This is a genomic window from Sorangium sp. So ce367, assembly GCF_051520455.1.
Classification (GTDB): Bacteria; Myxococcota_A; Polyangia; order Polyangiales; family Polyangiaceae; genus Sorangium; species Sorangium cellulosum_B.
This window is the reverse complement of sequence record NZ_CP150334.1, coordinates 6,319,524-6,343,224: the sequence shown is the minus strand read 5'-3', so window position 1 is coordinate 6,343,224 and position 23,701 is coordinate 6,319,524. Positions and strand designations below refer to the sequence as shown.

At 71.8% G+C, this 23,701-nt stretch carries 15 protein-coding genes and 1 pseudogene; 9 read left to right on the top strand and 7 right to left on the bottom strand.

The genetic code is table 11. The annotated features are described in order from the left end of the window. Positions 1-193: 193 nt before the first annotated feature. Positions 194-2,566, top strand: a complete 2,373-nt coding sequence (locus WME97_RS24035; RefSeq protein ID WP_437555077.1) for a VWD domain-containing protein — start codon at positions 194-196, stop codon at positions 2,564-2,566. Between the two features lie 68 nt (positions 2,567-2,634). Beyond that, on the top strand, positions 2,635-4,092 hold the full coding sequence (locus WME97_RS24030) for an MATE family efflux transporter (RefSeq protein ID WP_437555076.1): 1,458 nt from the start codon (positions 2,635-2,637) through the stop codon (positions 4,090-4,092). 7 nt (positions 4,093-4,099) lie between these two features. Here WME97_RS24030 and nudC read toward each other — a convergent pair whose 3' ends face one another. Both nudC and WME97_RS24020 read right to left on the bottom strand, forming a co-directional pair. Next, a complete protein-coding gene (nudC, locus tag WME97_RS24025; protein WP_437555075.1) occupies positions 4,100-4,936 on the bottom strand; it encodes an NAD(+) diphosphatase in 837 nt (278 codons plus the stop codon). 165 nt (positions 4,937-5,101) lie between these two features. Then, complete coding sequence (locus WME97_RS24020) at positions 5,102-7,669, bottom strand: helicase HerA-like domain-containing protein (RefSeq protein WP_437555074.1); 2,568 nt, start codon at positions 7,667-7,669, stop codon at positions 5,102-5,104. Between the two features lie 294 nt (positions 7,670-7,963). Between WME97_RS24020 and WME97_RS24015 the strand changes: the two genes are divergently transcribed. The 4 genes from WME97_RS24015 to WME97_RS24000 all read left to right on the top strand — a co-directional run bounded on the left by WME97_RS24015 (position 7,964) and on the right by WME97_RS24000 (position 11,752). After that, positions 7,964-8,320, top strand: a complete 357-nt coding sequence (locus WME97_RS24015; RefSeq protein WP_437555073.1) for a hypothetical protein — start codon at positions 7,964-7,966, stop codon at positions 8,318-8,320. Further along, entirely contained in the window at positions 8,317-8,739 is a 423-nt protein-coding gene (locus WME97_RS24010) for an HNH endonuclease (protein ID WP_437555072.1), read from the top strand. The genes WME97_RS24015 and WME97_RS24010 overlap by 4 nt, the downstream gene beginning before the upstream one ends. A 213-nt stretch (positions 8,740-8,952) precedes the next feature. Then, on the top strand, positions 8,953-11,364 hold the full coding sequence (locus WME97_RS24005) for a protein kinase domain-containing protein (protein ID WP_437555071.1): 2,412 nt from the start codon (positions 8,953-8,955) through the stop codon (positions 11,362-11,364). 64 nt (positions 11,365-11,428) lie between these two features. Beyond that, complete coding sequence (locus WME97_RS24000) at positions 11,429-11,752, top strand: hypothetical protein (RefSeq protein ID WP_437555070.1); 324 nt, start codon at positions 11,429-11,431, stop codon at positions 11,750-11,752. 15 nt (positions 11,753-11,767) lie between these two features. Here WME97_RS24000 and WME97_RS23995 read toward each other — a convergent pair whose 3' ends face one another. Together WME97_RS23995 and WME97_RS23990 are read right to left on the bottom strand one after the other, a co-directional pair. After that, complete coding sequence (locus WME97_RS23995) at positions 11,768-12,094, bottom strand: rhodanese-like domain-containing protein (protein ID WP_437283245.1); 327 nt, start codon at positions 12,092-12,094, stop codon at positions 11,768-11,770. Positions 12,095-12,175: 81 nt separating this feature from the next. Next, entirely contained in the window at positions 12,176-15,019 is a 2,844-nt protein-coding gene (locus WME97_RS23990) for a hybrid sensor histidine kinase/response regulator (protein ID WP_437555069.1), read from the bottom strand. Between the two features lie 413 nt (positions 15,020-15,432). On the opposite strand from WME97_RS23990, the gene WME97_RS23985 reads away from it, so the two are divergent. The 3 genes from WME97_RS23985 (at position 15,433) to WME97_RS23975 (ending at position 21,091) form a co-directional block, all read left to right on the top strand. Then, on the top strand, positions 15,433-18,012 hold the full coding sequence (locus WME97_RS23985) for a DEAD/DEAH box helicase (RefSeq protein ID WP_437555068.1): 2,580 nt from the start codon (positions 15,433-15,435) through the stop codon (positions 18,010-18,012). 104 nt (positions 18,013-18,116) lie between these two features. Further along, positions 18,117-20,450: an alpha/beta fold hydrolase gene (locus WME97_RS23980; RefSeq protein WP_437555067.1), complete on the top strand. Its 2,334-nt coding sequence runs from the start codon at positions 18,117-18,119 to the stop codon at positions 20,448-20,450. Between the two features lie 95 nt (positions 20,451-20,545). Next, positions 20,546-21,091, top strand: a complete 546-nt coding sequence (locus WME97_RS23975; protein ID WP_437555066.1) for a DUF892 family protein — start codon at positions 20,546-20,548, stop codon at positions 21,089-21,091. Positions 21,092-21,468: 377 nt separating this feature from the next. On the opposite strand, the pseudogene WME97_RS23970 reads toward WME97_RS23975, so the two are convergent. The 3 genes and pseudogenes from WME97_RS23970 to WME97_RS23960 all read right to left on the bottom strand — a co-directional run. Then, a pseudogene (locus WME97_RS23970) lies at positions 21,469-22,170 on the bottom strand (DNA alkylation repair protein); the annotation flags it as partial. A gap of 55 nt (positions 22,171-22,225) precedes the next feature. Then, a complete protein-coding gene (locus WME97_RS23965; RefSeq protein WP_437555065.1) occupies positions 22,226-23,227 on the bottom strand; it encodes a chemotaxis protein CheB in 1,002 nt (333 codons plus the stop codon). A gap of 102 nt (positions 23,228-23,329) precedes the next feature. Next, complete coding sequence (locus tag WME97_RS23960) at positions 23,330-23,698, bottom strand: response regulator (RefSeq protein WP_437555064.1); 369 nt, start codon at positions 23,696-23,698, stop codon at positions 23,330-23,332. Positions 23,699-23,701 lie beyond the last annotated feature (3 nt).

Below are 23,701 nucleotides of genomic sequence, written 5' to 3'. Positions count from 1 at the left end.
CTTCACCGAGGGGGTGGACCGTGCTCGCCAGCTCGGCGCGCGGGCAATTCACGTCTCGCTCCGTCCCGACAAGTCGACCCACGAAGGGACCGGCGACTCCGAAAGGTGGCTCTCGGTCAGCAGTCCCTTGGAGGCGGCGCAGCGGCCCTTCGTCACCCGCGCGCTCGGCGACCCCAACCTCAGTCTGGTTGCGATGAGCGTCTCCGCCATGACCGGGCCGGGGAGGTATATCGAGAACATGTACCACGGAGGCAGCACCGGTACGCCGGAGACGGTGCTGCAGCTCGAGAAGCGACAGCATTACGAGCTCGCTCGCTACCTCCTCGAAGAGTACAACGGAACGAAAAAGACGTTCATCATCAAGAACTGGGAGGGCGACTGGCTGTTCCTCCGCGCTCAGGCGAGCTGCTTGCCCCAGCCGCCACCGGCAGACGTGAAGAAGGCGATTGAGTGGTTTCGCGCGAAGCAGGAGGGGGTCGCGCAGGCTCGTGCCGCGGTGGCTTCGGACGTCAAGGTCTACTTCGCGGTGGAGGTCAACCGCGTGCGCGAGGCGCTGGGACTCGAGTGCAATGGCGAGCAGCTGCGCCTGTCGCATCTCCTGCCGTTCATCGGGCCGGACATGGTGAGTTACTCGTCGTACGACTCCATGCTGCAGGGGGTGAACGACGCCCAGACGCAGATGGCCTTGACCCAGGCGCTCGACTTTCTCTATGCCGACGTGGCGCAACGTAACGCGTTCATTCGACTCGTGCCGGAGCTGGCCGATTTGCCGACCTTTCCGACGGATCCGATGGCCCTCGGCAACGGGCGGATCATCCTCTCCGAGTTCGGCCTGCCGGAGCTGGAATATCCAGAGGCCGAGGTGCGACGTCGCATCAACAATGTGCTGAACGTCGCCCGGGGTGGGCGGCTGGCTGCAGCGTTCTACTGGCAGCTCTACGACAACGAAGGCCGGGGGTTCTATCTCTACAAGCCGGATGGGACGGAGTCGGTCGCGCTCGACGAGCTGAAGCGCAAGGCGGGCTGGTGCCCTGGGGGAGATGGAGGTGGGGGCGACGGGGCAGGGGGCGCCGGCGGCAACGGTGCAGGCGGCAGCGGCGGGGCAGGGGGAGATGGCGGCAACGGTGCAGGCGGCAGCGGCGGGGCAGGGGGCGCCGGCGGCGACGGGGCAGGCGGCAGCGGCGGAGCAGGTGCCGCCGGTGGAGCAGGGGGTGCCGGCGGCGACGGTGGAGGCGGCAGCGGTGCAGGCGCCAGCAGCGGGGCAGGTGGCGCCGGCAGCGGATCGGGCTCGGGCAGCGGGGCAGGAGGATCGAGCGGAGGGATGCCGGGCGCGTCCGCCGTGGGTGACCCCCACATCGTCACGTTCGATGGATTGGCCTACGATTTCCAGGCGGTCGGCGAGTTCGTCGTCCTCGAATCCACCTGGGGAGCACCGCTCGTCGTTCAAGCCCGCCAGGGATCTCTGGGCGCATCGCGTCGCGTCTCCGTCAACACGGCCGTGGCAACCACGCTGGGCGCCGACCGCGTCGCGCTCTATGCGGGGAGATCGCCTCCGCTCTATGTGAATGGAACCGCGACGGCCCTCGCGGACGGCGCCGCCATCACCCTGGCCGGTGGAGGCCAGGTGGTCCTCGAGAGCACCAAGTACACGCTCCTCTGGCCTTCGGCCGACGGCGAGCGAGCCGAGATCACGGTGGCCGAGGATCACCTCGATCTTCGGGTCCTGCTTCCGCCATCACGGAGAGGGCAGGTTCGCGGGGTGTTCGGCAACTTCAACGACGATGGCTCCGACGACGTCGCCACGCGCACCGGCGCGGTCCTGATCTCGCCGACGTTCCAGGAGCTCTATGCCTCCTTCGCCGAGAGCTGGAGGGTCGCCCGGGAGGAGTCTCTGTTCGATTATGCCGAGGGAGAGAGCACCGACACCTTCACGGATCGGACGCTCCCCGAGCGGCCCGCCTTGCTCCGCGATGTGCCGGACGACCAGCGCGCGTCGGCGAGGCAGGTCTGCAGCGACCGGGGCGTCACGGACCCCACGCTCCTGGAGTGGTGCACCCTCGACGTCGCGCTGAGCGGTGATCCAAGCTATGCCGCCAGCGTCGCGGCGGCCCAGCCTCCGAGCTCGACCTTCGAGGTGCTCGTCAACCTCGCAGCCGCGAGGCCCGTCACGGGGGACGGAGCGCCTCGAGGAGATCTGCAGTTCGTCACCGATACGATGTTTGCGCCGGAAGGTCAGCCCTGGGATGATCCGATGTATTCCGTGGTCACCCCCGAGGGCACGTCGCTCACGGTGGACCTGGGAGCGATCTACTCCCTCGCTCGCGTCGTCGTGCAGGCCGACAACAACGACGAGTACCTCGTCGAGTCGTCGACGGATGGGGCGACATGGGTCCCGCTGGCGGCCGTGCCCACGTTCGGGGGGGGCGGGACGCGCACGCGGCCGGCCCATGCTCTCCCGGAGAGGGTCGAGGCTCGCTACGCGAGGATCCGGGCGACCTCCGGAGACGCGTCGTACTCCGTCTCGGAAATCGAGCTCTATGGGCCGGTGAACCCCGTCGGGCCGTGAGGTGAACCGCGCGCGGCCAGCGAAGCCGCTGGACGAAGCGGCTTGCGGCGATCAGCTTGCCGGCCCTCATGCGCGACCACGGCACGCCACCCGCCCCCGACCTGCGCGCGGACGCTCTTGCTCCCTCGCCGCCCTCGCCCGGCGCGGGCGTCTGGTCGACGCTCCGCGACGCGGTCCGCGGCGGCGAGCACGACTTCACCACCGGCTCCATCGACCGGGCCATCGCGTTGCTCGCGATCCCGATGGTCATGGAGATGCTCATGGAGTCGCTCTTCGTCGTGGTCGACGTCTTCTGGGTCTCGCGGCTCGGCGCCGACGCCGTCGCCGCCGTCGGGCTCACGGAGTCGCTCCTCGCGCTCGTCTACGCCATCGCGATGGGCCTCGCGGTCGCCGCGTCCGCGACGGTCGCGCGGCGGGTCGGCGAGGGGCGCCACGAGGAGGCGGCCGCCATGGCGGGGCAGGCGATCGTGCTCGGTCTGCTCATCTCGCTGCCGATCTCGGCGGTCGGCGCGCTGCTCGGATCGCGGCTGCTCGCGGCGATGGGGGCGACGCCCGGGGTGATCGCGATCGGCGCGCCGTTCGCCTCGATCATGCTGCTCGGCAACGCGACGATCCTGATGCTGTTCGTCATCAACGCGATCTTCCGCGGGGCGGGCGACGCGGCGCTGTCGATGCGGGTGCTCTGGCTCTCGAACGCGCTGAACATGGCGCTCGGCCCGTGCCTCATCTTCGGCCTCGGCCCGTTCCCGGAGCTCGGGGTGGCCGGCGCGGCGGTCGGGACGACCCTTGGCCGCGGGACCGGCGTCGCGCTGCAGGTCTTCTTCCTCGCGCGCGGCAGCGGCCGGGTGAAGGTGCGAGCGCGGCACCTCGTCCCCGACCCGGGGGCGCTCGCGGCGCTGCTCCGGCTCTTCGCGAACGGCGCGCTGCAAAACGTCATCGGCATGGCGAGCTGGAGCGGCGTGGTGCGCATCATCGCGCCCTTCGGGAGCGCGGCGCTCGCCGGTTACACGATCGGGATGCGCGTCATCGTGTTCGCGATCCTGCCGGCGCTCGGGCTCTCGAACGCCGCCGCGACCCTGGTCGGGCAGAACCTTGGCGCGGGGCGCCCCGACCGGGCCGAGGCCGCCGTGTACCGCGCGGGCATCTGGACCACCGTCATGCTCGGCGCGGTGGGCGTCGTCTTCGCGGTGGGCGCGCGCGCCATCGTCGGCGCGTTCTCGGACGACGCCGAGGTGCTCCGGTTCGGCACGCAGACGCTGCGGATCCTCTCGTGCGGGTTCCTGTTCTACGGCTTCGGCCTGGTGTTCACGCAGGCGTTCAACGGCGCCGGCGACACCTGGACGCCCACGCTGCTGAACTTCGCCTGCTTCTGGCTCTGGGAGATCCCGCTCGCCTGGGGCCTCGCGCGCGCCGCGGGGCTCGGCCCGGCGGGCGTGTTCGTCGCGATCGCGGTGGCGTTCTCGACGCTCGCATTCGCGGGCGGGCTCGTGTTCCGCCGCGGCGCGTGGAAGCTGCGGCGCGTCTGAGGCGCCGCTACCGCGCCGGCCGCGCGAGCCAGGCCTCGATGAGCTTCCGGGCGATGCTGAGCGGCGGCGGGAGGAGCGGCAGCGCGTCGCGGTGGAACCAGCGCGCGTCCTCGAGCTCGCGCGTGTCGACGCGCAGCTCGCCGCCGGCGTAGCGCGCGGTGAAGCCGACCATGATCTGGTGGGGGAAGGGCCACGGCTGGCTGCCGAAATAGACAATGTCGGCGACGTCGACGCCCGTCTCCTCGTGGACCTCGCGCGCGACGCAGGTCTCCAGCGTCTCGCCCGGCTCGACGAACCCGGCGACGAGGCCGTACATGCCCGCAGGGAACCGCGCCTGGCGCGTCATCAGGACGCGCGGGCCGTCCTCGACGAGCACGATCGTCGCCGGCGTGATCCGGGGGAAGTAGTTGCTCGCGCAGCGGACGCAGCGCTTCACGCGCTCGTCCTGCCCGGCCTCGAGCGCGGTGCCGCACGCAGCGCAGTACTGGTGCGCCCTGTCCCAGTGCTGCACCTGGTACGCCGTGCCCGCGATCTCGAACAGCTCCGGATCGATGCGCCCGTGGAGGCGCCGCAGCGAGACGTAGGCGTACCCCGCCGGCGCCGGCGCGCCCTGCGCGAGCTCGGCCGAGCGGCAGGCGCGCCCGTCCAGCTCGCCGAGCGGCTGCGCGCGCGTGACGGAGACGCCGAGGTCGGCGAGATCGGCCGCGATCGGGATGTCGAAGCGATCGCCGCCGTCGCTCGGCGCGCGGACGAGGAGATCGTCGCCGTGGAACGCGAACCACGCGATCTCGGCGGGCGCCGAGCTCGGACGGCCGAGCCCGGCGCGGAAGCGGGAGGACGGCATGGCGTTACCTGGGGCAGAGCCGCGCGGGCTCCCCGTCGAGGCGTCGCTCAGGGGCGCCGATCGGCTGCATGCAGGGGAGCCTAGCGCCTCGATGGAGGGAGGGATACCGCGACGTCGCGGGCGGAGGAGGTGCGGGCGTCGCGTCGCGGTTCAAGCGCCGCGGGCTCACGCGGGGCCGGCGAGCGTCGCGGCCCAGGCGAGCGCCACGAACGCGACCTCGACGTCGTTCTTCTTGGGGACGAGGCGCTTCGTCTCGATGCCCTCGCCGGCGCGGAGGGGGAGCTGCTCCAGCGCCGCGAGCTCGGCGGCCTGCGCGGCGTGGAGGTCGCGGAGCGCGGCGTCCGCCTCGGTCCACTCCTGCCGCGCGCGCTCGAGCTTCGCGGCGGCCTTGTCGCGCTGGGTCCCGGCGCGCCGGGCGGTGTCCCGGCCGGCGACGAGCCCGAGGAGCGCGGCGCCCACCGCGCCGGGGAGCGCCGCCACCTCGGCCTCGGCCTGGCCGTACCGCGCCTTCGCGGCGGCGATGCGCTCGCCGAGGCGCGCGATCTTGGGCGCGAACCGGCCGACGATCTGCTGCTGCTCGGCGGCGGCGAGCCGGGCCGCGGCGGCGCGGCAGCGGGCGGCGAACGCCTCGAGGGGCTCGCCGTCGTCCTGCGCGAGCCCGAGCTCCTTGTGGACGGCCACGGCGGCCTCGGTCGTGCGGTAGGCGTGCTCCCGGAGCGCGCGCGCCGCGGCCTGCGCGGTGGCGCGCTTCGCGAGCGGGGCAGGCAGCTCGGCGAAGCGGGCGCCCGCGGCGGGCGATGTGGCGAGCAGCGAGGCGTCGAGCCGGGCGACGCGCGAGAGATCCGGCTTGCCGTCGGGCAGGAGCGGGGCGGCGAGGAGCTGGCTCCGGTTGAGGGCGACGCCGAGCTTCGTGTCGCGCAGGTGGGCAATCACGGAGACAGCAACCCAGGGGACGTAACGGAAGCCCTCCGGCGCGGCGGCAGGGGCGTGCGCGTAGAGGCTCCGCCATCCCTCGGGCGCTGGCGGGGGCGCTGTCGCTGCCGGGGGCGGCGGCGCCGGCGCCCCGGCGTCCGCACGAGCCGCCGCGCTGCGCCGCGCGGGCTGCGGGGCGGCGGGCGTGTGGCGCGGGTCGAGCACGACCGTCCCGCCCGGGCCCACGGGCGCGCGCTGGTCGGGGCTCGACGGAGCGGGCGAAGCGCGCCTCGCATCGGGAGATGCAGGCCTGGAATCGAGAGAATCGACTCTGGAATCTGGCTGTACAGGCCTGGAATCGAGAGAAGCGCGCGCCGGCGCGGGCGGGGGAGGGGAGATGCTCCGGACGAGGCGGCCGATCTCGCGCCGGGTGACCGGGCCACGCAGCCACGACAGGCTGAAGCGCGTCTCGGCGAGGAACGACGGCGGCTGCATGTGGACGTCGCGCACGAAGAACGTGCGCGGGGGGAGCGCCTTCAGCGTGGCCGAGAGGGCCGCGGCCTCGACGCCGCCGGCGCCGCCGTCCGCGCCCGAGAGCCCCTCGACGACGCGCTCGCGATCGGCGTCGGTCTGGAGCCGGCCCACGAACCACGCGCCGGCGTTCGAGAGCGCCTTGTAGTCGAGGTCCATCGGGTTCTGCGTGGCGAGGACGACGCCGACCCCGAAGGCGCGCGCCTGCTTCAGCAGCGCGAGCAGCGGCCGCTTCGTGGGCGGGTTCGCCGGGTGCGGGGGCAAGAAGCCGAACACCTCGTCGAAGACCACGAGGGCGCGCAGGTCGCTCGTGCCCGAGAGGCCGCGCACCCACGAGAGCAGCTGATCGAACAGCAGCCCGAGGACGAGGAGCCGCTCGTCGTCGTCGAGGTGCGCGACGCTGACGATCACCGCCGGGGTCTTGCCGCCGCCGCCGCTGCCGCCGGCCTGCGGCGCGAGCCACGCCGCGACGTCGAGCGGCGCGCCCTTGCGCCACGTGGCGAACGTGGGCGAGGCGAGCAGGGTGTTGAGCTCGCGGGCGAGCGCCTGGCGCTCCTTGGGGGCGAAGAACTCGTCGACGCCGAGGGCGCCGACGGCGGCGATCGGCGGATCGGCCAGGTCCGCGAGCAGCTCCTCGAGCCCCGCGGCCCGCCGCGCGCGCAGCCGCCGCTCGGCGAGGTGCGCGAGCAGCACGTGCTCGCGGCTCCGGGCCGGATCCGGGTCGCGGCCGACGAGCCGGAGCAGGAGCGACAGCGAGGCCGAGAGCGCCTCGCGGGCGGCCTCCTCGTCCTCGTCCCAGAGCGGGGAAGGGGTCTCGAGCGCCGACAGCACGTGGACCGGCTCGCCCGCCGTGGTGCCCGGCGTCAGCAGGCGCGGGGCCATGCGGGCGCGGAGCGCGGCGACGTCGGCTGGCTCGAGCCCCGAGGAGGCGAGGCCGTCGCGCCAGCGCGCCGCGAGCCCCTCGGCGACGTCGGTCGTCGAGCGGCCGTCGCGCGCGGCGGCGGAGGGGTCGATCCACGGCTCGAACTCGGCCGCGGAGAGCTCCGGGAACGTGAAGAGCAGGTTGGGCAGGTCGCCCTTCACGTCGACCATGAGCACCGGGACGCCCGAGCGCAGCGCCTCCTCGACGAGGACCATGACGAGCCCGGTCTTGCCGCTGCCGGTCATGCCGACGACCACGCCGTGGGTCACGAGGTGGTGCGCCGGGAGCTCGAACGGGCGCGCGCCGGCGGCGCCGGGATCGCCCGAGAGCGGGCGGGAGCGGCCCAGGGTGAAGGGGCGGGTCGGCATGAGGGCGGGCTCGTGCCATGGCGAGAGGGCTGTCGCAATGCTGGTGGGGGCGGGGGAGGCGTCGCGGGCGAGGGGGTGCGGGCAAGCCTGGCGAGGGCGGCGTCGTCGCGTCGCGCGTTCTCGTGATGCGCGGCGAACCGTGACGCGCGGCGGGACCCCCTCGAGCAGGGCGCCTCGTGCGGTACGCCGTTCTTCCGTTTGCCACGCCTCGTGAGGGAGTCACCATGAAGTTCGCGCGACGGCGATGACGCCGGACGCGCTAGGCTCACCCGAGCCAACGCTGCGCGAGATGCCATGTCGTCGATCACCCTGGACGTCCCTGACGAGGTTGCCGAGAAGCTGCACGCTCTGGCGGATCGATTGCCTCGGATTCTCGACCTCGGGCTGCGTGCGCTGAGCGCCGAAGCCTCCTCGGAATACGAGGGGGTCGCGGATATCCTGGAGCTCCTGGCGACCTTGCCGACGGCCGAAGAAGTGCTGGGCCTCCGGGCAGCCCCGACGCTGCAGCATCGGATCCAGGAGCTCCTGGAGAAGAGCCGCCGCTCAGGGCTCAGCTCCGAAGAGCAGCTCGAGTGGGAACGGATCGACTACATCGAGCATCTGGTCCGGATCGCCAAGGCGAAGGCGGCGATGAAGCTCAAGGACAGATGAGCCCCACGCAAATCCCGGCCGCGTTGCGGCGGCTTGTCGGCGAGCGAGCCGGGGGTCGCTGCGAGTACTGCCTCATCCCGGAGCAGATGACGCTGGCGGCGCACGAGGTCGATCGCATCGTTGCGCTGAAGCATGGTGGCGCGAGCGCGCCGGAGAATCTCGCCCTCTCTTGCGTCCTGTGCAACAAGCACAAAGGGACTGATCTCGCTTCCATCGATGTGGAGACCGGGGAGCTCACAGCCTTGTTCAACCCGCGGCGGGACGCCTGGAGTGATCATTTCGAGGTGCATGGGGAGGAGCTCGTCCCGAAGTCCGCCGTGGTACGGGTGACGGTGCGGCTGCTCCAGCTCAACCACCCGCGCCGGCGCGCGGAGCGACGGTTGTTGGTCGCGACAGGGCTGCTCCCAGGGCCGCGGTAGCTGCCAGGGGCGAGGCGGGGGCGCGTGAGGACGTCTGGGCCTCGCGAGCCGCGCGTGGCCGACGGCGCCCACCATGGGAGTGATGGAAGGTGCGCGGCCCGCCTACGGCGACCCTCGCGACCGCGTTCCGCTGCCCCCGCATCCGGCCGCCCCCACCCCCGGCGCCCCGCATCTTCGCGTCAAAAAATGGGCGAGCGCGGCTATAGTGTGCCCATGGAGGTCGGGCCATCGGAACCGGAGGCCCCCGCGTCAACGGCGGGCATCCCAGCGATAGGCGAGGTCTTCGCGCAGAAATACCGCCTCGAGCGCAGCCTCGGCCGGGGCGCCATGGGCGTCATCTTCGCCGCCGAGCATGTCTCGCTGCGCCAGCGCGTCGCCGTCAAGTTCCTCCTCCCCCGGGCGATGACGCTGCCCGGCGCGAGCGCCCGCTTCCTGCGCGAGGCGCGCGCCGCGGCGGCGATCCGCAGCGAGCACGTCGCCCGCGTCATCGACGTCGGCACGGCCGATCTCGGCATCCCCTACCTCGTCATGGAGTACCTGCGCGGCCGCGATCTCCAGCGGGAGATCGAGGCGCGCGGCCCCTTGCCCGTGTCCGAGGCGGTCGATTACGTGATCCAGGGCTGCGAGGCCATCGCGGAGGCGCACGCGCGCGGCATCGTCCACCGGGACCTCAAGCCGGGGAATCTCTTCCTCACGACCGGCGGGACCGGCGCGCCCATCGTCAAGGTGCTCGATTTCGGCCTGTCCAAATCGGCCGCCGCCGAGGACGACGGCAAGCTCACGGCGTCGGAGATGATGCTCGGCTCCCCCTGCTACATGTCGCCCGAGCAGGTGCGGTGCTCGAAAGACGTCGACGCGCGCACCGACATCTGGTCGCTCGGCGTCATCCTCTACCAGCTCCTGACGGCGCGGTTCCCCTTCGAGGTGTCCAGGATCTCTGCGCTCTTCGTCGCCATCGCCATGCAGGCGCCCACGCCGCCGCGGGTGCACCGGATGGATCTGCCGGCCCGGCTCGAGGACATCATCCTGCGCTGCCTCGAGAAAGAGCCGGAGGTGCGCGTCCAGACCGTGGCGGACCTGGCGCGCGAGCTCGCGCCGTTCGGCACGGAGCACTCCGCCCGCGCCCTGGCGCAGATCGAGGCGATCGCCCGGGGCAAGGCCTTCCCCTCGTCTCGGCCCCTCGGGCTCTCGGGCGACGGCGTCGCGAGCACGCTCCGCGCCGCGGCCAACGACGGCCCGGGCGCGTCGTCGACCCTGCCTGACGCGGGCAAGGGGGTGGGAGCCGGGGCAGGTCCCTGCTCGACGGCGCTCGCGCCCGGCGGCGACCACGTGACCACCCTGCCAAGCGAGGGCGCTGCGGCGGCGACCGCGTCCAGCGCCGACGCCCCGTCCAGCGAGCGCCGCACGCTCCCTCTCGTGGCCGTCGCGGAGCGGCCCACGCTGGCGCTGGCGCGGAGCAGCGGCCCCACGACCCCGGCGCAGGACAGCAGGCCCACGCTGAAGATGGTGCGGAACGACCGGTCCTCGCACGGGGGGAGCTCCGAGGACGGCCCCACGCTGACGATGCCCCGGAGCGACGGCCTCGCGCTGAAGATGGCGCAAGGCAGCGGTTCCGTGCTGGCGACGGCGCAGGGCAGCGGCGCCGCGCTGAAGATGGCGGAGGACTGCGGCATCGCGCCGGCGACGGCGCAGGACAGCGGTGCCGCGCTGAAGACGGCGCAGGACAGCGGCATCGCGCTGAAGTCGGCTCCCGAAGAAGGCCCCACGCTGACGATGGCGCGCGAGGAGGAGCCAACGCCGGCGCCGACGACGGCGCGCGAGGAAGGCCCCACGCTGACGATGGCGCGCGAGGAAGGCCCCACGCTGACGATGGCGCGCGAGGAAGGCCCCACGCTGACGATGGCGCGCGAAGAAGGCCCCACGCTGACGATGGCGCGCGAAGAAGGCCCCACGCTGACGATGGCGCGCGAAGAAGGCCCCACGCTGACGATGGCGCGCGAAGAAGGCCCCACGCTGACGATGGCGCGCAAGCGCGGGGCGCCGCCGCGGCAGCTCGGCGCGGGCCAGCGGGCGGTACCGCTGACCCAGCCGGACGGGAAGGTGATCGCCTGGAGCCCGCGTGAAGGGACCGAACGGCGCCGCGATCGGTGGCGCTCCCGCGCGTTCCTCTGGCGCCGCAACGCGGGCGCGTGGATCGCGGCGACCGCGACCCTCCTCGCCGCGGTAGCGTTCGGCGCGGCGCGCTGGACGGCGAACTCGAACGCGCCGGTGGCCGCCAGGTCGCCGGCGGACCAGGACGCGCCGATGACCCTCCCGAGCACGGCCGTCCCGGCTCCGTTCGGCACGCCCGCGCCCTCCGGCGTCACGCCGGCCCTGGAAGCGCCCTCGCACCCCGCGGATCCGGCCATGGCCGACTCGCCCTCCGCGGTCGACGCCGCCACCGCGACGCCCGACCCCGAAGTGGTCCCCGAGCACCACCGGCCGGTGGCCCGGCCTCCCAGGGTACGGCGGCCCCGCACCCTCGCGCCCTCGCGCTCGGACAACGTCTCGCCAGAGCGCGACGTGCACGGCGGAGGCGCCGAGGACGTGTACGAGGGCCTGGAGATAATCCGCGACAGGCGGTAGACCCGGCTTCGCGCTCGCCGCGCGGGCGGCGTCTCCACACCGGCGGGCCGCAGGGACAGGCATCATGGCGAAGAAGAAGCTCTCGGCCCGCGCCGCCCGACGCGAAAGCGATCGCACGTCGGCGAAGCTCACCCGCGATATCGAGCGGCTCGCGCTGCTCGAGCCGGGCCACACCCCCGGGCGCGCCATCCCCCTGGACGCGGCCTCGCAGGTCGAGGTGGCCGCCCGGTCGATCCCGTGCCCGCGCTGCCGCGGCGCCTTCCGCGTGGAAGACCACACGGCCGAGACGCTCGACGGCGTCCGCCTCCGCGTCGCGAAGGTCGCCTGCAGCGCGTGCGGCGCAGGCCGATCGCTCTACTTCCGGCTCGGCGCCGCCTCGCTCAACTGAGCTCGTCGAGGGGGATCAGTACCTCGGGACGCTCTCGTCGATGTGGATCGACCACGCGTCGATGCCGCCCTGGAGCGAGGCGACGCGCTCGTGGCCGAGCTTCTCGAGGAGGGCGGCGGCCGAGAGGCTCCGGACGCCATGGTGGCAGTAGGCGACGACCAGCGCGCCCTCGCCGGGCGCGACCTCGTCGGCCCGCTCGACGAGCTCGTTCAGCGGGATCAGCGTGCTGCCCGGCAGCGCGGCGATCTCGTGCTCGCCGGGCGTGCGCACGTCGAGGAGGTACACGGGCTCGCCCGCCTTCAGCTTCAGAAAGAGCTCTTTCACGGAAATCTGTTGGACCATGACCGTGCTCGCCATCCCGCCGCGGACGGCGCCGTAAAGGCTTCTACCTAATCCAAGGAGCTCCCCCGGAGCAACCGCCGCTCATCGGCTCGTCCGATCCGTCGGAGCCGTCTCGTTCGTCAGATTCGTCAGATTCGGCTGGTTCGCCCGATCCTTGGCCAGCGCCGCGATCACCCCGACGAGCTCCGCCGGATCCAGGGGCTTGGCGACGTGCGCCTGGTACCCGGCGCCGAGCGCCCGCGCCTTGTCCTCGGCCCGCGCCAGCGCGCTGAGCGCGACGGCCGGCGTCGCCCCGCCGCGCGCCTCGCCGAGGCCCCGCACCCTGCGGATGAGCTGGAAGCCGTCCTCGCCCGGCATCCCGAGGTCGCTGACGATGACGTCGGGCCGATCCTGCGAAAGGATGGCCAGCGCCTCGGCGGCGGAACCCGCGGTCGTGACCGTCGCCTCGCACTCCTCCAGCACGCGCTGGGCGACCTCGCGCGCGTCGGGCTGATCGTCGACCACCAGCACCCGCATGCCGGCGAGCGACGCGCCCGGGTAGTCGGCCGGGGCCTCGGCGCACGCCTCGCTGGGGCGCTCCGCCGCGTCGGGCGCCTGCTGCGAGACGCCGGCGAGCGGAAGCGTCACGGTGAAGGTCGCGCCCAGATGCTCGCCCTGGCTCGCGACCTCCACGGTGCCGCCGTGCAGCTCGACCAGGTGCTTGACGATCGACAGCCCGATGCCGAGCCCGCCGTGCTTCCTCGTCGAGGAGGCGTCCGCCTGCCGGAAGCGCTCGAACAGGTGGGGGAGGAACTGCGGGGCGATGCCCATCCCGGTGTCGGTCACCGACAGCGCGGCGTGCGCGCCCGCGCGCCGCAGCGCGACGTCGATCCGCCCGCCCGGGGGCGTGAACTTCACGGCGTTCGACAGGAGGTTCCAGACGACCTGGTGGATCCGCGCGGGATCCCCCCTCAGGGAGCTCGCCTCGGGGTCGATGCTCGAGGCGACCGCGATCCCCTTGGTCTCGGCCGCGAGCTGGATCGCCTCGAGCGCGCTGCGGATGACCGTCGGCAGGTCGACCGGCTGCACGTCGAGCCGCAGCTTCCCCGAGACGATCCGGCTCATGTCGAGCAGCTCGGACACCATGTCGGCCTGGAGCCGCGCGTTGCGCTCGATGACCTCGAGCCCCCGCGCGAGCGTCTGCGCCTCGGGCGCCCGGCCCCGCAGGATGCGCGCCCAGCCGAGGATGGCGTTGATGGGCGAGCGCAGCTCGTGCGAGAGCGTCGCGACGAAGTCGTCCTTGACCCGGCTCACCCGCTCCGCCTCGTCGCGCGCGGCGCGCTCGCTCTCGAGCAGCTTCTGGCGCTCTTCCTCGGCCAGCCGCTCCGCGGTGACGTCCTCGGTGATCCCCATGAACGAGTCCACGGTGCCCTCGGGCCCGAGCTCGGGGATGATCCGGGCGCGGAACCGCCGCCCGCCGAGGCTGAACTCCATCCGCTGCGGTCTGGCCGTCGCGAGCGCCTCGCGGCACGCGGCCTCGCTCACCTCGATCACCTCGGCCGGGAGCCCGTTCTCGCGGGGCGTCCTGCCGATGTAATGCTCCGGCGGGAACCCCATCACCGTCCCCGATGTGGGCGACATGAAGGTGCAGCGCAGGCCGAGGTCCAGGCGGTAGATCACGTCGGGCGAGTTCGCCATCAGCGACGCGAGCTCCCGCTCGCGCGCGCGGAGCTCGTCCTCCAGGCGCCCGCGCTCGGCGATGACCCGCTGCGCCTCGTCGAGCGCCGCGCGGAGCCGGCCCTCGCTCTCGCGCAGCGCCTCCTCCGTGCGCTTGAGCCGGCTGACGTCGAGACAGATGCCGACCCAGGCGGTGATCTCGCCTCGCTCGTCGCGGACCGGGACGCCCCGGTTGAGGACGGGGTGGACGGCGCCGTCAGGGCTGACGTAACGGAGCTCCTCCTCGAACGGCTCACCCCGCCGCACGCACTCCTCGAAGATCGCGACCTTCTGCCGGTCGTCCGGGTGCAGCGTCTCGATCCACCCGTGGCCCGAGCACTCCTCCTGCCTTATCCCGGCCATCTGGAGGAACGCGTGGCTGCTGTAGATGTTCTGTCCTGCCGCGTCGCTGACCCAGAGGCCATAGTCGATGGACTCCCCGATGGCGCGGAAGACCTGCTCGCACCGCTGGACCGCCGCCTCCGTCTGCCGGAGCGCCGTCATGTCGAGCACGATCGCGAAGCCGGCCTCCTCGTACCGCTCACCGGGCAGCAGACAGCCGCTCACCAGCATCTTGAGGCGCGTGCCGTCGCGCAGCACATAGGTCCTCTCGAAGGGCGTGAACGTCCACCGGCTCGCCCGCAGCTCCGCCAGGGCGCGGTCGCCGGCGGCGCGATCCTCCGGCGACATGTCGGCATCCCAGCGGACCAGGCCGGCCGTGACCTCTTCCCGCGTGTGGCCCACGAGCTTCAGATAGGCGTCGTTCGCCTCGATGATGCGCCCGTCATGCGTCCAGAAGGCCATCGGGGCCATGTTGCTGTGGAAGATGCTCCGCAGCTGGGCATCGCTCTCCGCCAGCGCCTGCTCCGCGGCGAGCGCCCGCTCCTCCGCGTTCCTCGGCTCGGTGATGTCCTCGACGAACACCACCGCGCGATACGGCCTCTGCCGGACGTCACGGACGAAGACGCCGGTCACGTGGAGCGAGCGGACGCCGCCGTCCTTGCAGCGGCAGCTCATCTCGAAGGTGAGCTCCTCCTCGTCGGCTTCGAGGAGCGAGCGCCACGCGGCCAGCGAGCCCGCGCGGTCTTCCGGCAGCGCGAGATCCGACAGCTTCTTCTGGAGCAGCTCGCCCTCCGAGTAGCCCAGCAGCAGGCAAAGCGAGCTGCTGACGCGCAGGATCCTCCCGCTCGACGCGTCGATCCGCGCGGTCCCCCTGCTTGGCGCTCGCATCGCCCAGGCTGGCTGTCCGGCCGTTTCCCCCATCCGCCGCTCGCCCTGATCCTCCATGCACCCGCCCGCTCGGCCGTGTGTGCATGGCGCTCCCCCTACTGTTTCGTCCGGCCACGCTATCACGATCGCGTGACGCTGCGGGCGGCATGGTGCTCCGATCGCCACCGTCCTCTGCTCGTCCGGCTTGCCTGGGCGGAGCTTGCCGCGTCCGCTCCTCCTCTTCCGTCTGCTGTCTGCTGTGTCGGTCGCGCCAGCGCGACAGCGGTGTCGGTTGCGTCTGCTGCGCCGGTCCCGCTCCGATCGCGCGTCGCAGGCGATCCGACCTGGACATGGAGGAGTTTGCTTGCATTCTCGCTGAAACCAGGCTTCTGCATGGTGGGCCCGCGCCCATGGGCGCGCGCCCGACAGCCGCCATGGATCAAGCCGCCGCTCCGCTCCTCGCTCGCCTCCCGCCGTCGCCTCACGACTTCACGGCCGACGACCTCCTCAACGGCTTCCTCGACTACGTCGCCGAGCGGGGGCTCGAGCTCTACCCGGCGCAGGAGGAGGCCATCCTCGAGATCTTCGGCGGCAAGAACGTGATCCTCAACACGCCGACCGGCTCGGGCAAGTCGCTCGTCGCGGCCGCCATGCACTTCAAGGCGCTCGCCGAGGGGATGAAGTCGTACTACACGTGCCCGATCAAGGCGCTCGTCAGCGAGAAGTTCTTCTCGCTCTGCAACGACTTCGGCCCCGAGAACGTGGGCATGTTGACGGGCGACGCGGCCGTGAACCGCGACGCGCCCATCATCTGCTGCACCGCGGAGATCCTCGCGAACATCGCGCTCCGCGAGGGCGAGAAGGCGCTCTGCGACTACGTGATCATGGACGAGTTCCACTACTACTCGGATCGCGATCGCGGCGCGGCCTGGCAGATCCCGCTGCTCACGCTGCCGCAGGCGAGGTTCTTGCTCATGAGCGCCACGCTCGGAGGCACCGAGTTCTTCCAGGAGGAGCTCACGCGTCTGACGGGCGAGCAGACCGCCGTGATCAAGTCGACCGTGCGCCCGGTGCCGCTCGACTTCGAGTACCGCGAGACGCCGCTCCACGAGACCGTCGCGACGCTCGTGAAGGGCGGCAAGGCGCCGATCTACATCGTGAGCTTCACGCAGCGGGGCTGCGCCGAGGAGGCGCAGAACCTGATGAGCCAGGACTACTGCACCAAGGAGGAGAAGCGGGCGATCACCGCCGCCCTCGCGGGCGCGGGGCCGGGGTCCGCGTTCGGGGGCCCCTTCAAGTTCTCGAGCCCCTACGGCCGCGAGGTGCAGCGCTTCGTCAGGCACGGGATCGGGCTCCACCACGCGGGGCTCCTGCCGAAATACCGGCTGCTCGTCGAGAAGCTGGCCCAGCAGGGGCACCTCAAGATCATCTGCGGCACGGACACGCTCGGTGTCGGCGTCAACATCCCGATCCGCACGGTGCTGTTCACGAAGCTCTGCAAGTTCGACGGCGAGAAGACGGCCATCCTGAGCGTGCGTGACTTCCAGCAGATCAGCGGCCGGGCCGGCCGGAAGGGGTTCGACAACCAGGGGAGCGTCGTCGCCCAGGCGCCGGAGCACGTCATCGAGAACATGAGGCTCGACGCGAAGGCGGGGAACGACCCGGCCAAGCGGCGGAAGATCGTCAGGAAGAAGCCGCCGGAGAAGGGCTATGTGCACTGGGACCGGCAGACGTTCGAGAAGCTCATCCAGTCGCCGCCCGAGCCGCTCGTGTCCCGGTTCCAGGTCACGCACGGCATGCTCGTCAACGTGCTCGGGCGCGAGGAGGGCGGCTGTCTGGCGCTGAAGCGGCTCATCCGCGGCACCCACGATCGGCCGGCGGTCCGGCGCCAGCACGGCAGGACGGCGATGCTCCTCTTCCGCTCGCTCGTGGAGGCGCGCATCATCGAGTTCGTCCCCAGGGAAGACGGGCCGGGCAAGCGCCTCCGCATCAACGCGGATCTCCAGGAAGACTTCTCGCTGAACCACGCCCTCTCGCTCTACGTCCTCGAGACGGTGGGCAAGCTGGATCCCGACAGCGGCACCTATCCGCTCGATCTCTTGACGCTCGTCGAGTCGATCCTCGAGAACCCCGACCTCATCCTGCAGAAGCAGCTCGATCGGCTGAAGACCGAGAAGCTCGCCGAGCTGAAGGCGGCGGGCGTGGAGTACGAGCAGCGGATGGAGGAGCTCGAGAAGCTCGATTATCCGAGGCCGAACCGCGAGTTCATCTACGGGACCTTCAACGACTTCGCGCGGCGGCACCCCTGGGTGGGGCAGGAGAACATCCGCCCGAAGGGCGTCGCGCGCGAGATGTACGAGCAATACCTGTCGTTCAGCGAGTACATCCGGGAGTACAACCTGGAGCGGGCGGAGGGGCTGCTCCTCAGGTACGTCTCCGAGGTGTACAAGGCGCTCGTCCAGACGGTGCCCGAGTACGCGAAGGACAGCGACACCGGCGAGATGATCGCCTATTTCCGGGCGCTCATCCGCGGTGTGGACTCGAGCCTGCTCGACGAGTGGGAGCGGCTGCGCGACCCGTCGTTCCAGCCGCGCGCGGCGGCCCCGGGCGGCGCCGTGGAGCCGGCCGTGTTCGACGTCACGCGGAACGTCAAGGAGTTCACGGTGCTCGTGAGGAACGAGCTCTTCTTCTTCCTGCGCGCGCTGGCCCGCCGCGACTACGAGGTCGCCGCCGAGATGGTGGAGGGGGAGGAGGCGCCCTGGACGGCGGATCGGCTGGACGAGGCGCTCCGAGGCTATTACGCGGAGCACGCGGCGATTCGCACCGATCCGGCGGCCCGGAGCCCGAGCAACACGATCATCCATCCCGCAGAGGACGGCGGCTCCTGGGTTGTCCAGCAGATCATCGCCGATCCGGAGGACCACAACGACTGGATGCTCGACTGCAAGGTGGACATCGATCGTTCGCGCGAGGCGGGGCGGCCGGTCATCGTGCTCCGGCGCATCGCGAGCTGACCGGCCTCCATGGCGTGCGATGGAGATCGCGTGCTGAGGCGCTGAGCGCGCGAGAGGGTGGCCGGCGTTTGACATTCCCCGCCGCGTCGAGCGAAATCGCGGCCATGCGAACTCCGCCGCGCCCCGCACTCTGGGGGTTGCTCCCCCTCCTCCTGGCCGCCTGCGCCCCGCCCACCGGCTCGTCCCCGCCGAGGGCCGCCACGCCCGCCAAGGCCGCCCCGGCCGGCGCCGCGTCGGCGGTGAAGCCGGCCGCCTCGCCGGAGAAGACGCGCATCGCCGGGCCGGAGGCGAGCCGGATCACGTACGCCCACCTCGGCCGGCAACCGCCGCTCGGAGCGCGGTTGCCCAGGGCGATCCAGTACGCGCCCGGCGGCAAGCTGATCACCTACCTCCAGCGGCAGGCGGACCGGCCGGAGCAGTCTCTCTTCGCCTTCGACACCACATCGCGCGAGACACGACAGCTCGTCGCCTCGGGCGACCTGCTGAAGGACGCGAAGCCGCTGTCCCGCGAGGAGGAGCTCCGCCGCGAGCGACAGCGCATGTTCTCCAGGGGGATCACGGCCTATTCGTGGGCGAAGCGGGCAGAGGTCCTGCTCATCCCCTTCGGCGGCGACCTCTTCTTGCGCGACTTGCGCGACGCGCGCGACCCGAGAGGGGCGATCGCGCGGCTCACCGACACGCCCGAGCCGGAGATCGATCCGAAGGTGTGCGACGGCGGCGAGCGGGTGGTGTTCGTCCGCGGGCGCGAGCTCTTCATGATCGACGTCGCCTCGCGCCGCGAGACGGCGCTGACCCGGGGGGCGCCCGAGGGGGTCTCGCGCGGCCTGAGCGACTTCAACGGTCAGGAGGAGTTCGATGAGCCGAGCGGCTTCTGGATCTCCCCCGGCTGCGACCGGGTGGCTTACCTGGAGGTCGACGAGCGAGAGGTCGAGAAGGTGCCAGTCCTCGGCTTCCGCGACGGCAAGGAAGATCTCATGATGGCGCGTTACCCGCGCGTCGGCGGCAAGAACCCCCGCGTCAGGGCGGGCATCCTCGATCTCGCCACCAGGAAGACGACATGGCTCGCGTGGAAGGGCGGCGATGGCGAAGGCGAGCGCTACCTCGGCCGGTTCGCCTGGGCGGAAGACGGCAAGGCGCTCTGGTTCCAGACCCTCTCGCGCGACCAGAAGCGCCTCTCGCTCCTCCGCGCGAGGCCGCGCTCGGGCGAGGCCGCCGAGGTCGTCGTCGAGACCTCGCCGACGTGGGTGGACTTCGCCGACATGTGGCTCCTCGAGCGCTCGCCGAGGTTCCTCTGGTCGACCGCCGAGGGCGGCCACCGCCACCTCGCGCTGCGGGACGCCGGCTCGGGCGCCGAGCTCGCGAGGCTCACCGCGGGCGACTGGGATATCACCTCGCTCCTTCCGCCGGACGAGGAGCGCGGCCTCGCGCGCTTCGTGGCGACGAAGGACGGCCCGACCGAGCGCCACCTCTACACCGTGCCGCTCGCGGGCGGCGAGGTGAAGCGGCTCACGTCCGACCCGGGGATGCACCAGATCACCGTGGATCCGAGGGGGCCGGGGTACGTCGAGCTCCACGCGGCCCTGGATCGCCCGTGGAGAGGGGCGGTGAGGGGCGCGGACAACGCCGAGATCGGCGCGCTGCCGGCGCCCGTCGACCGCGAGCTCGCGGAGCTCGAGCTGCGCGCCCCCGAGATCGTCGAGGTGCGCGCCGCGAGCGGCGACACGCTCTACGGCGCGCTGCTCGCGCCGCGGAGGATCGAGCCCGGCCGCCGCTATCCGGTCGTGGTGAGCGTGTACGGCGGGCCCGGCGTCCAGACGGTCTTCAACTCGTGGTCTCCGTGGCTCCTCTGGAATCACCTCGCGGACCGCGGGGTGGTGGTCTTTCAGCTCGACAACCGCGGCTCGGCGAACCGCGGGCGCGCGTTCGAGTCCGCCATTTACGGGCGCCTCGGCGAGGTCGAGCTCGCCGACCAGATCGCGGGCCTCGATTTCCTGAAGACGCTGCCTTACGTCGACGCGGGCCGCGTCGGGATCTACGGCCACAGCTACGGCGGCAGGATGGCGCTGGAGGCGCTCCTCACGGCGCCGGACCGCTTCCACGTGGGCGTCGCGGGATCACCGGTGAGCGACGATCGGCTGTACGACACGGGCTACACGGAGCGGTACATGGGTCTCCTCGACAAGGAGGCCGCGCGGTACGAGGCGACCGATCTCACGAAGCGCGCGGGCAACCTGCGCGGCAAGCTGCTCCTCATGCATGGGCTCATGGATGAGAACGTGCACTTTGCGCACACGGCGAAGATGATCGAGGCGCTCATGGCCGCGGACAAGCGGTTCGACACCCTCGTGTTCCCGGGCGAGCGGCACGGCTACCGGTCGCCGGCCGCGAGCCATTACGCGAACCGCGCCATCGTCGAGTACATGACAGAGCACCTCTGATCGCCGCGCGCCGCGCCCGGCCGGCGCTCTGCCCGCCTCGCCGCCTCGCAGGTGCGGCGGCCTGTGAATCGCATGCGCCCCGGTCGGAGGCATCCATGAAGAAGCTTGCACAGACGAACAGGGACAAGGCCATCGACCTGCTCAGCGAGCGGCTGACCTTCGAGCGCGCAGGCGTCAAGCTGTACGACTCCATCGTGGAGAAGATCGGTCGCGCGGCCGATCCCCTCCTGATGGCCCGGCTCGGCGAGCTCAAGGAGCACCGGGACCAGGAGAAGGAGCACGAGGAGTGGCTCGAGGCCCAGATCCGCGCGCTGGGCGGGGACGCGCACGCCGAGACGGACATGTCGCGGCTCGTCACGGTCGAGTCGCGGGGCATCGAGCAGATCGTGCTCGACGGAGACATGAACCCGACCCACCTCTTCCACGCGCTGCTCACCGCGGAGCTCGTCGACAACGCCGGCTGGCAGCTGCTGCTCGAGCTCGCCGACGAGGCGGACGACAGCGAGGCGAGGCAGGCGTTCCGGCGCCGCCTGCACGAGGAGGAAGATCACCTGATCTTCACGCGCAGGGTCGTCGAGCGGCTCACGCGCAAGGAGCTGCTCGGGTTGCCAGGCGAGCTGTTCACGACGGCGCACCCGTGATCCAGCGCCGGACGGCGCGTGTCCTTGAGCGGCGGCGTCGCGGGGCGTCGCGTGGCGGGGGCGGCCTCGCGCTGCGGGCGCGCGCCCTGGTTCCGCGTGTCATACAGGCCGCCAGGGACCTGTCTCACGAGTGAAGAGAATTTTTAACGCAAAGACGCAAAGTCGCAAAGACGCAAAAATGCATGAGAATCTGTTCTCTTTTTTGCGCCTTTGCGTCTTTGCGTCTTTGCGTTGAAATCTCTCCCCCGATCCCGTGGCGGGTGGAACTAGCGGGCCCGCTTCGCGGCAGCGGCCTTGGCGGGCTTCGCAGCGGCCTTGGCGGGCTTCGCAGCGGCTTTGGCGGGCTTCGCAGCAGCCTTGGCGGGCTTCGCAGCAGCCTTGGCGGGCTTCGCAGCGGCGGCCGGCTTCGCCGGCTTCCTGGCCCAGATGCTCTCGATGTAGGCGGTCGCGTCGGGCGTCTTGCAGCTCGTCTCGCCGTGGTCGATCTCGACCTTGCCGATGCGCCGCGCGGCCGTGAGCGCCATGCCGCGGAGCGGCTCGTTCCGCCCGCCGATGCTGATGAGCGCATTGTTCATCCCCTCGCGGGCGCGGTTCTTTGCCCGGTGGATGGACGCCTCGAGCACCGAGAGCCGCTCCTCGAACACGCTGTCGGGAAGCGACGGGTCCTCGGTCGCGAGCAGGCCGAGGAGCGTCCAGCCCGCGCGGCCAATCCACTCGTCGTTCGACGCGGTCCAGCGCGCCATCGCGTCCCGGGCGAACGGCGTCTTCAGCGCCACGCGCTTCATGAGCAGGTCGATGAGCAGCGGAGAGCGCAGGCCGTCGAGCCACGCCTCGAGCTTGTCCCAGGTGAAGCGCCCCGGATCGGCGATCGCCACCGCCAGAGTCCTCGCGTCGCCGTTGCCCGTCGCCCAGAGCGCCTCGGCGAGCTCGTGGTCGCGCTTGATCCGCTTCTCCAGCGCGTTCATGTGGGCGAAGCTCACGCCGAAGAGCGGATCGGTCATCCCGTGGCGCCGGTACACCTTGCGGTTCTGCTCGGTGCCGAGCCGCTCCAGCTCGCCCATCACCTTGGCGAAATCCATGGGCCACACCTAGCCCTTCTGGCCATCGTGCGCCATGGCGCGCTCGCGCGGCCGCTCACCCCGTCGGCGGCAGCCGCCCCCGCGTCGGGTGGGCGCTCCCCGTCGATCCGTTGCCCCCGCCGGTGCCCAGCAGCGCCCGGCGCACCAGGGTGCCCCGCTCCTCGGCCACCCGGACTCGCTCCTCGTAAAGGGCCAGCAACAGCGGCTGGTTCCGCTCCGCCGCGCGCGCCGCCATCCGCCGCGCCAGCGCCGCGCTGTCCTCGATCGTGCGGAGCGCGATCCACAGCGCCGCGTCGAGCGCCGAAGCCTGCTCATCCTCCAGGCCCTCCGGAGAGTAGCGATGGCCGACCTTGCACCTGAAATGGAGCATCGCGCCGTCGTCGCTCCGGATCAGGTTCCCTCCGCACCCCGGACAGGTGAAATCGCTCTCGACCGCATCCACCGTCGCTCCCCCCGTCGCCGCTCGCCCCTTTGCCGGGGCATAACCGACCTCCTGCCGCACCAGATCCATGAGGAGCGGCGCCAGTCGTGCCATGGGGACACAGTGGTCCACCGGGACGTTGTCGAGCGCGCTCTGCGGCATCTCCGAGAACAGGGCGTCCTTCGGATCCTGGACGACCGCGATGCCGCCGCCGCGCTTCACGTCCAAGAGCCCGGCGGTGCCGCAGTCGCGCATGCCTGAGAGGACCACGCCGATCACGCGGTCGCCGTACGCCGCCGCCGCGGTCCTGAACAGCGGGTCCACGGCTGGCCTGTGCCCGTTCTCGCGCGCGCTGTGCACCACGCGCACCACGCCATCTCCGAGCAGGAGATGGTTGTCCACCGGCGCGACGTAGACCCGCCCTCGCTCGATCGGCTCGCCGTCGACCGCCGCCCCCACCCGCAGCCGGGTCGACCGCCCGAGGATCTCGGGGAGCATGCTCCGCGCCATCGGCGGAAGGTGGAGGACCACGAACAGAGACGCTGGCAGATCGGCAGGCAACCCCCCGAGGAGCACGATCAGCGCCTCCACGCCTCCTGCCGACGCCCCGATCGTGATGATGTCCGGTTCCGGCACAGTGCGCCTCGCTGAGGAGAGGGGGAGAAGCGAAGCAGGCGAGAAGACGAGAAGACGAGAAGACGAGAAGAGGAGAGACGCGGCCCCGCGCGCAGGCGCCGCCTACGAAGGCGGGCGGACCACCCGCGCCATGGTGGAGAGGAGCACGCCCATGCTCGCCGGCTTCTGGATCACCGCCGCCGCCGAGAGCTGCTCGGCCGCTGCCCGGAGATCATCGGGCGTCCGCGCCGAGAAGAGCACGATGGGCGGCCGATCCGACACGCCCCGGAGCCGCTGGATCAGCTCCTCTGTCGTCGCGCCGGACACGGTCAGATCGAGCAGCGCGGCGTCGTAGCGCCGCTCCGTCATCGCCGCGATCGCCTGGTCGGCGGTCTCGGCCGACTCGACAGCATAGTCGGCCATCCCCAGCAGCTCCCGGAGCATGTTGCTCGAGTCCAGGTCGTCTTCCACCACCAAGATCGTGCCCTTCATGAG

What these genes read in the sequence shown, in the direction of transcription:
- WME97_RS24035 (WP_437555077.1), top strand. Translation starts at nt 194, where the DNA reads ATGAGCGTCTCCGCCATGACCGGGCCGGGGAGGTATATCGAGAACATG.
- WME97_RS24030 (WP_437555076.1), top strand. Translation starts at nt 2,635, where the DNA reads ATGCGCGACCACGGCACGCCACCCGCCCCCGACCTGCGCGCGGACGCT.
- nudC (WP_437555075.1), bottom strand. Translation starts at nt 4,936, where the DNA reads ATGCCGTCCTCCCGCTTCCGCGCCGGGCTCGGCCGTCCGAGCTCGGCG.
- WME97_RS24020 (WP_437555074.1), bottom strand. Translation starts at nt 7,669, where the DNA reads ATGCCGACCCGCCCCTTCACCCTGGGCCGCTCCCGCCCGCTCTCGGGC.
- WME97_RS24015 (WP_437555073.1), top strand. Translation starts at nt 7,964, where the DNA reads ATGTCGTCGATCACCCTGGACGTCCCTGACGAGGTTGCCGAGAAGCTG.
- WME97_RS24010 (WP_437555072.1), top strand. Translation starts at nt 8,317, where the DNA reads ATGAGCCCCACGCAAATCCCGGCCGCGTTGCGGCGGCTTGTCGGCGAG.
- WME97_RS24005 (WP_437555071.1), top strand. Translation starts at nt 8,953, where the DNA reads ATGGAGGTCGGGCCATCGGAACCGGAGGCCCCCGCGTCAACGGCGGGC.
- WME97_RS24000 (WP_437555070.1), top strand. Translation starts at nt 11,429, where the DNA reads ATGGCGAAGAAGAAGCTCTCGGCCCGCGCCGCCCGACGCGAAAGCGAT.
- WME97_RS23995 (WP_437283245.1), bottom strand. Translation starts at nt 12,094, where the DNA reads ATGGTCCAACAGATTTCCGTGAAAGAGCTCTTTCTGAAGCTGAAGGCG.
- WME97_RS23990 (WP_437555069.1), bottom strand. Translation starts at nt 15,019, where the DNA reads ATGCGAGCGCCAAGCAGGGGGACCGCGCGGATCGACGCGTCGAGCGGG.
- WME97_RS23985 (WP_437555068.1), top strand. Translation starts at nt 15,433, where the DNA reads ATGGATCAAGCCGCCGCTCCGCTCCTCGCTCGCCTCCCGCCGTCGCCT.
- WME97_RS23980 (WP_437555067.1), top strand. Translation starts at nt 18,117, where the DNA reads ATGCGAACTCCGCCGCGCCCCGCACTCTGGGGGTTGCTCCCCCTCCTC.
- WME97_RS23975 (WP_437555066.1), top strand. Translation starts at nt 20,546, where the DNA reads ATGAAGAAGCTTGCACAGACGAACAGGGACAAGGCCATCGACCTGCTC.
- WME97_RS23960 (WP_437555064.1), bottom strand. Translation starts at nt 23,698, where the DNA reads ATGAAGGGCACGATCTTGGTGGTGGAAGACGACCTGGACTCGAGCAAC.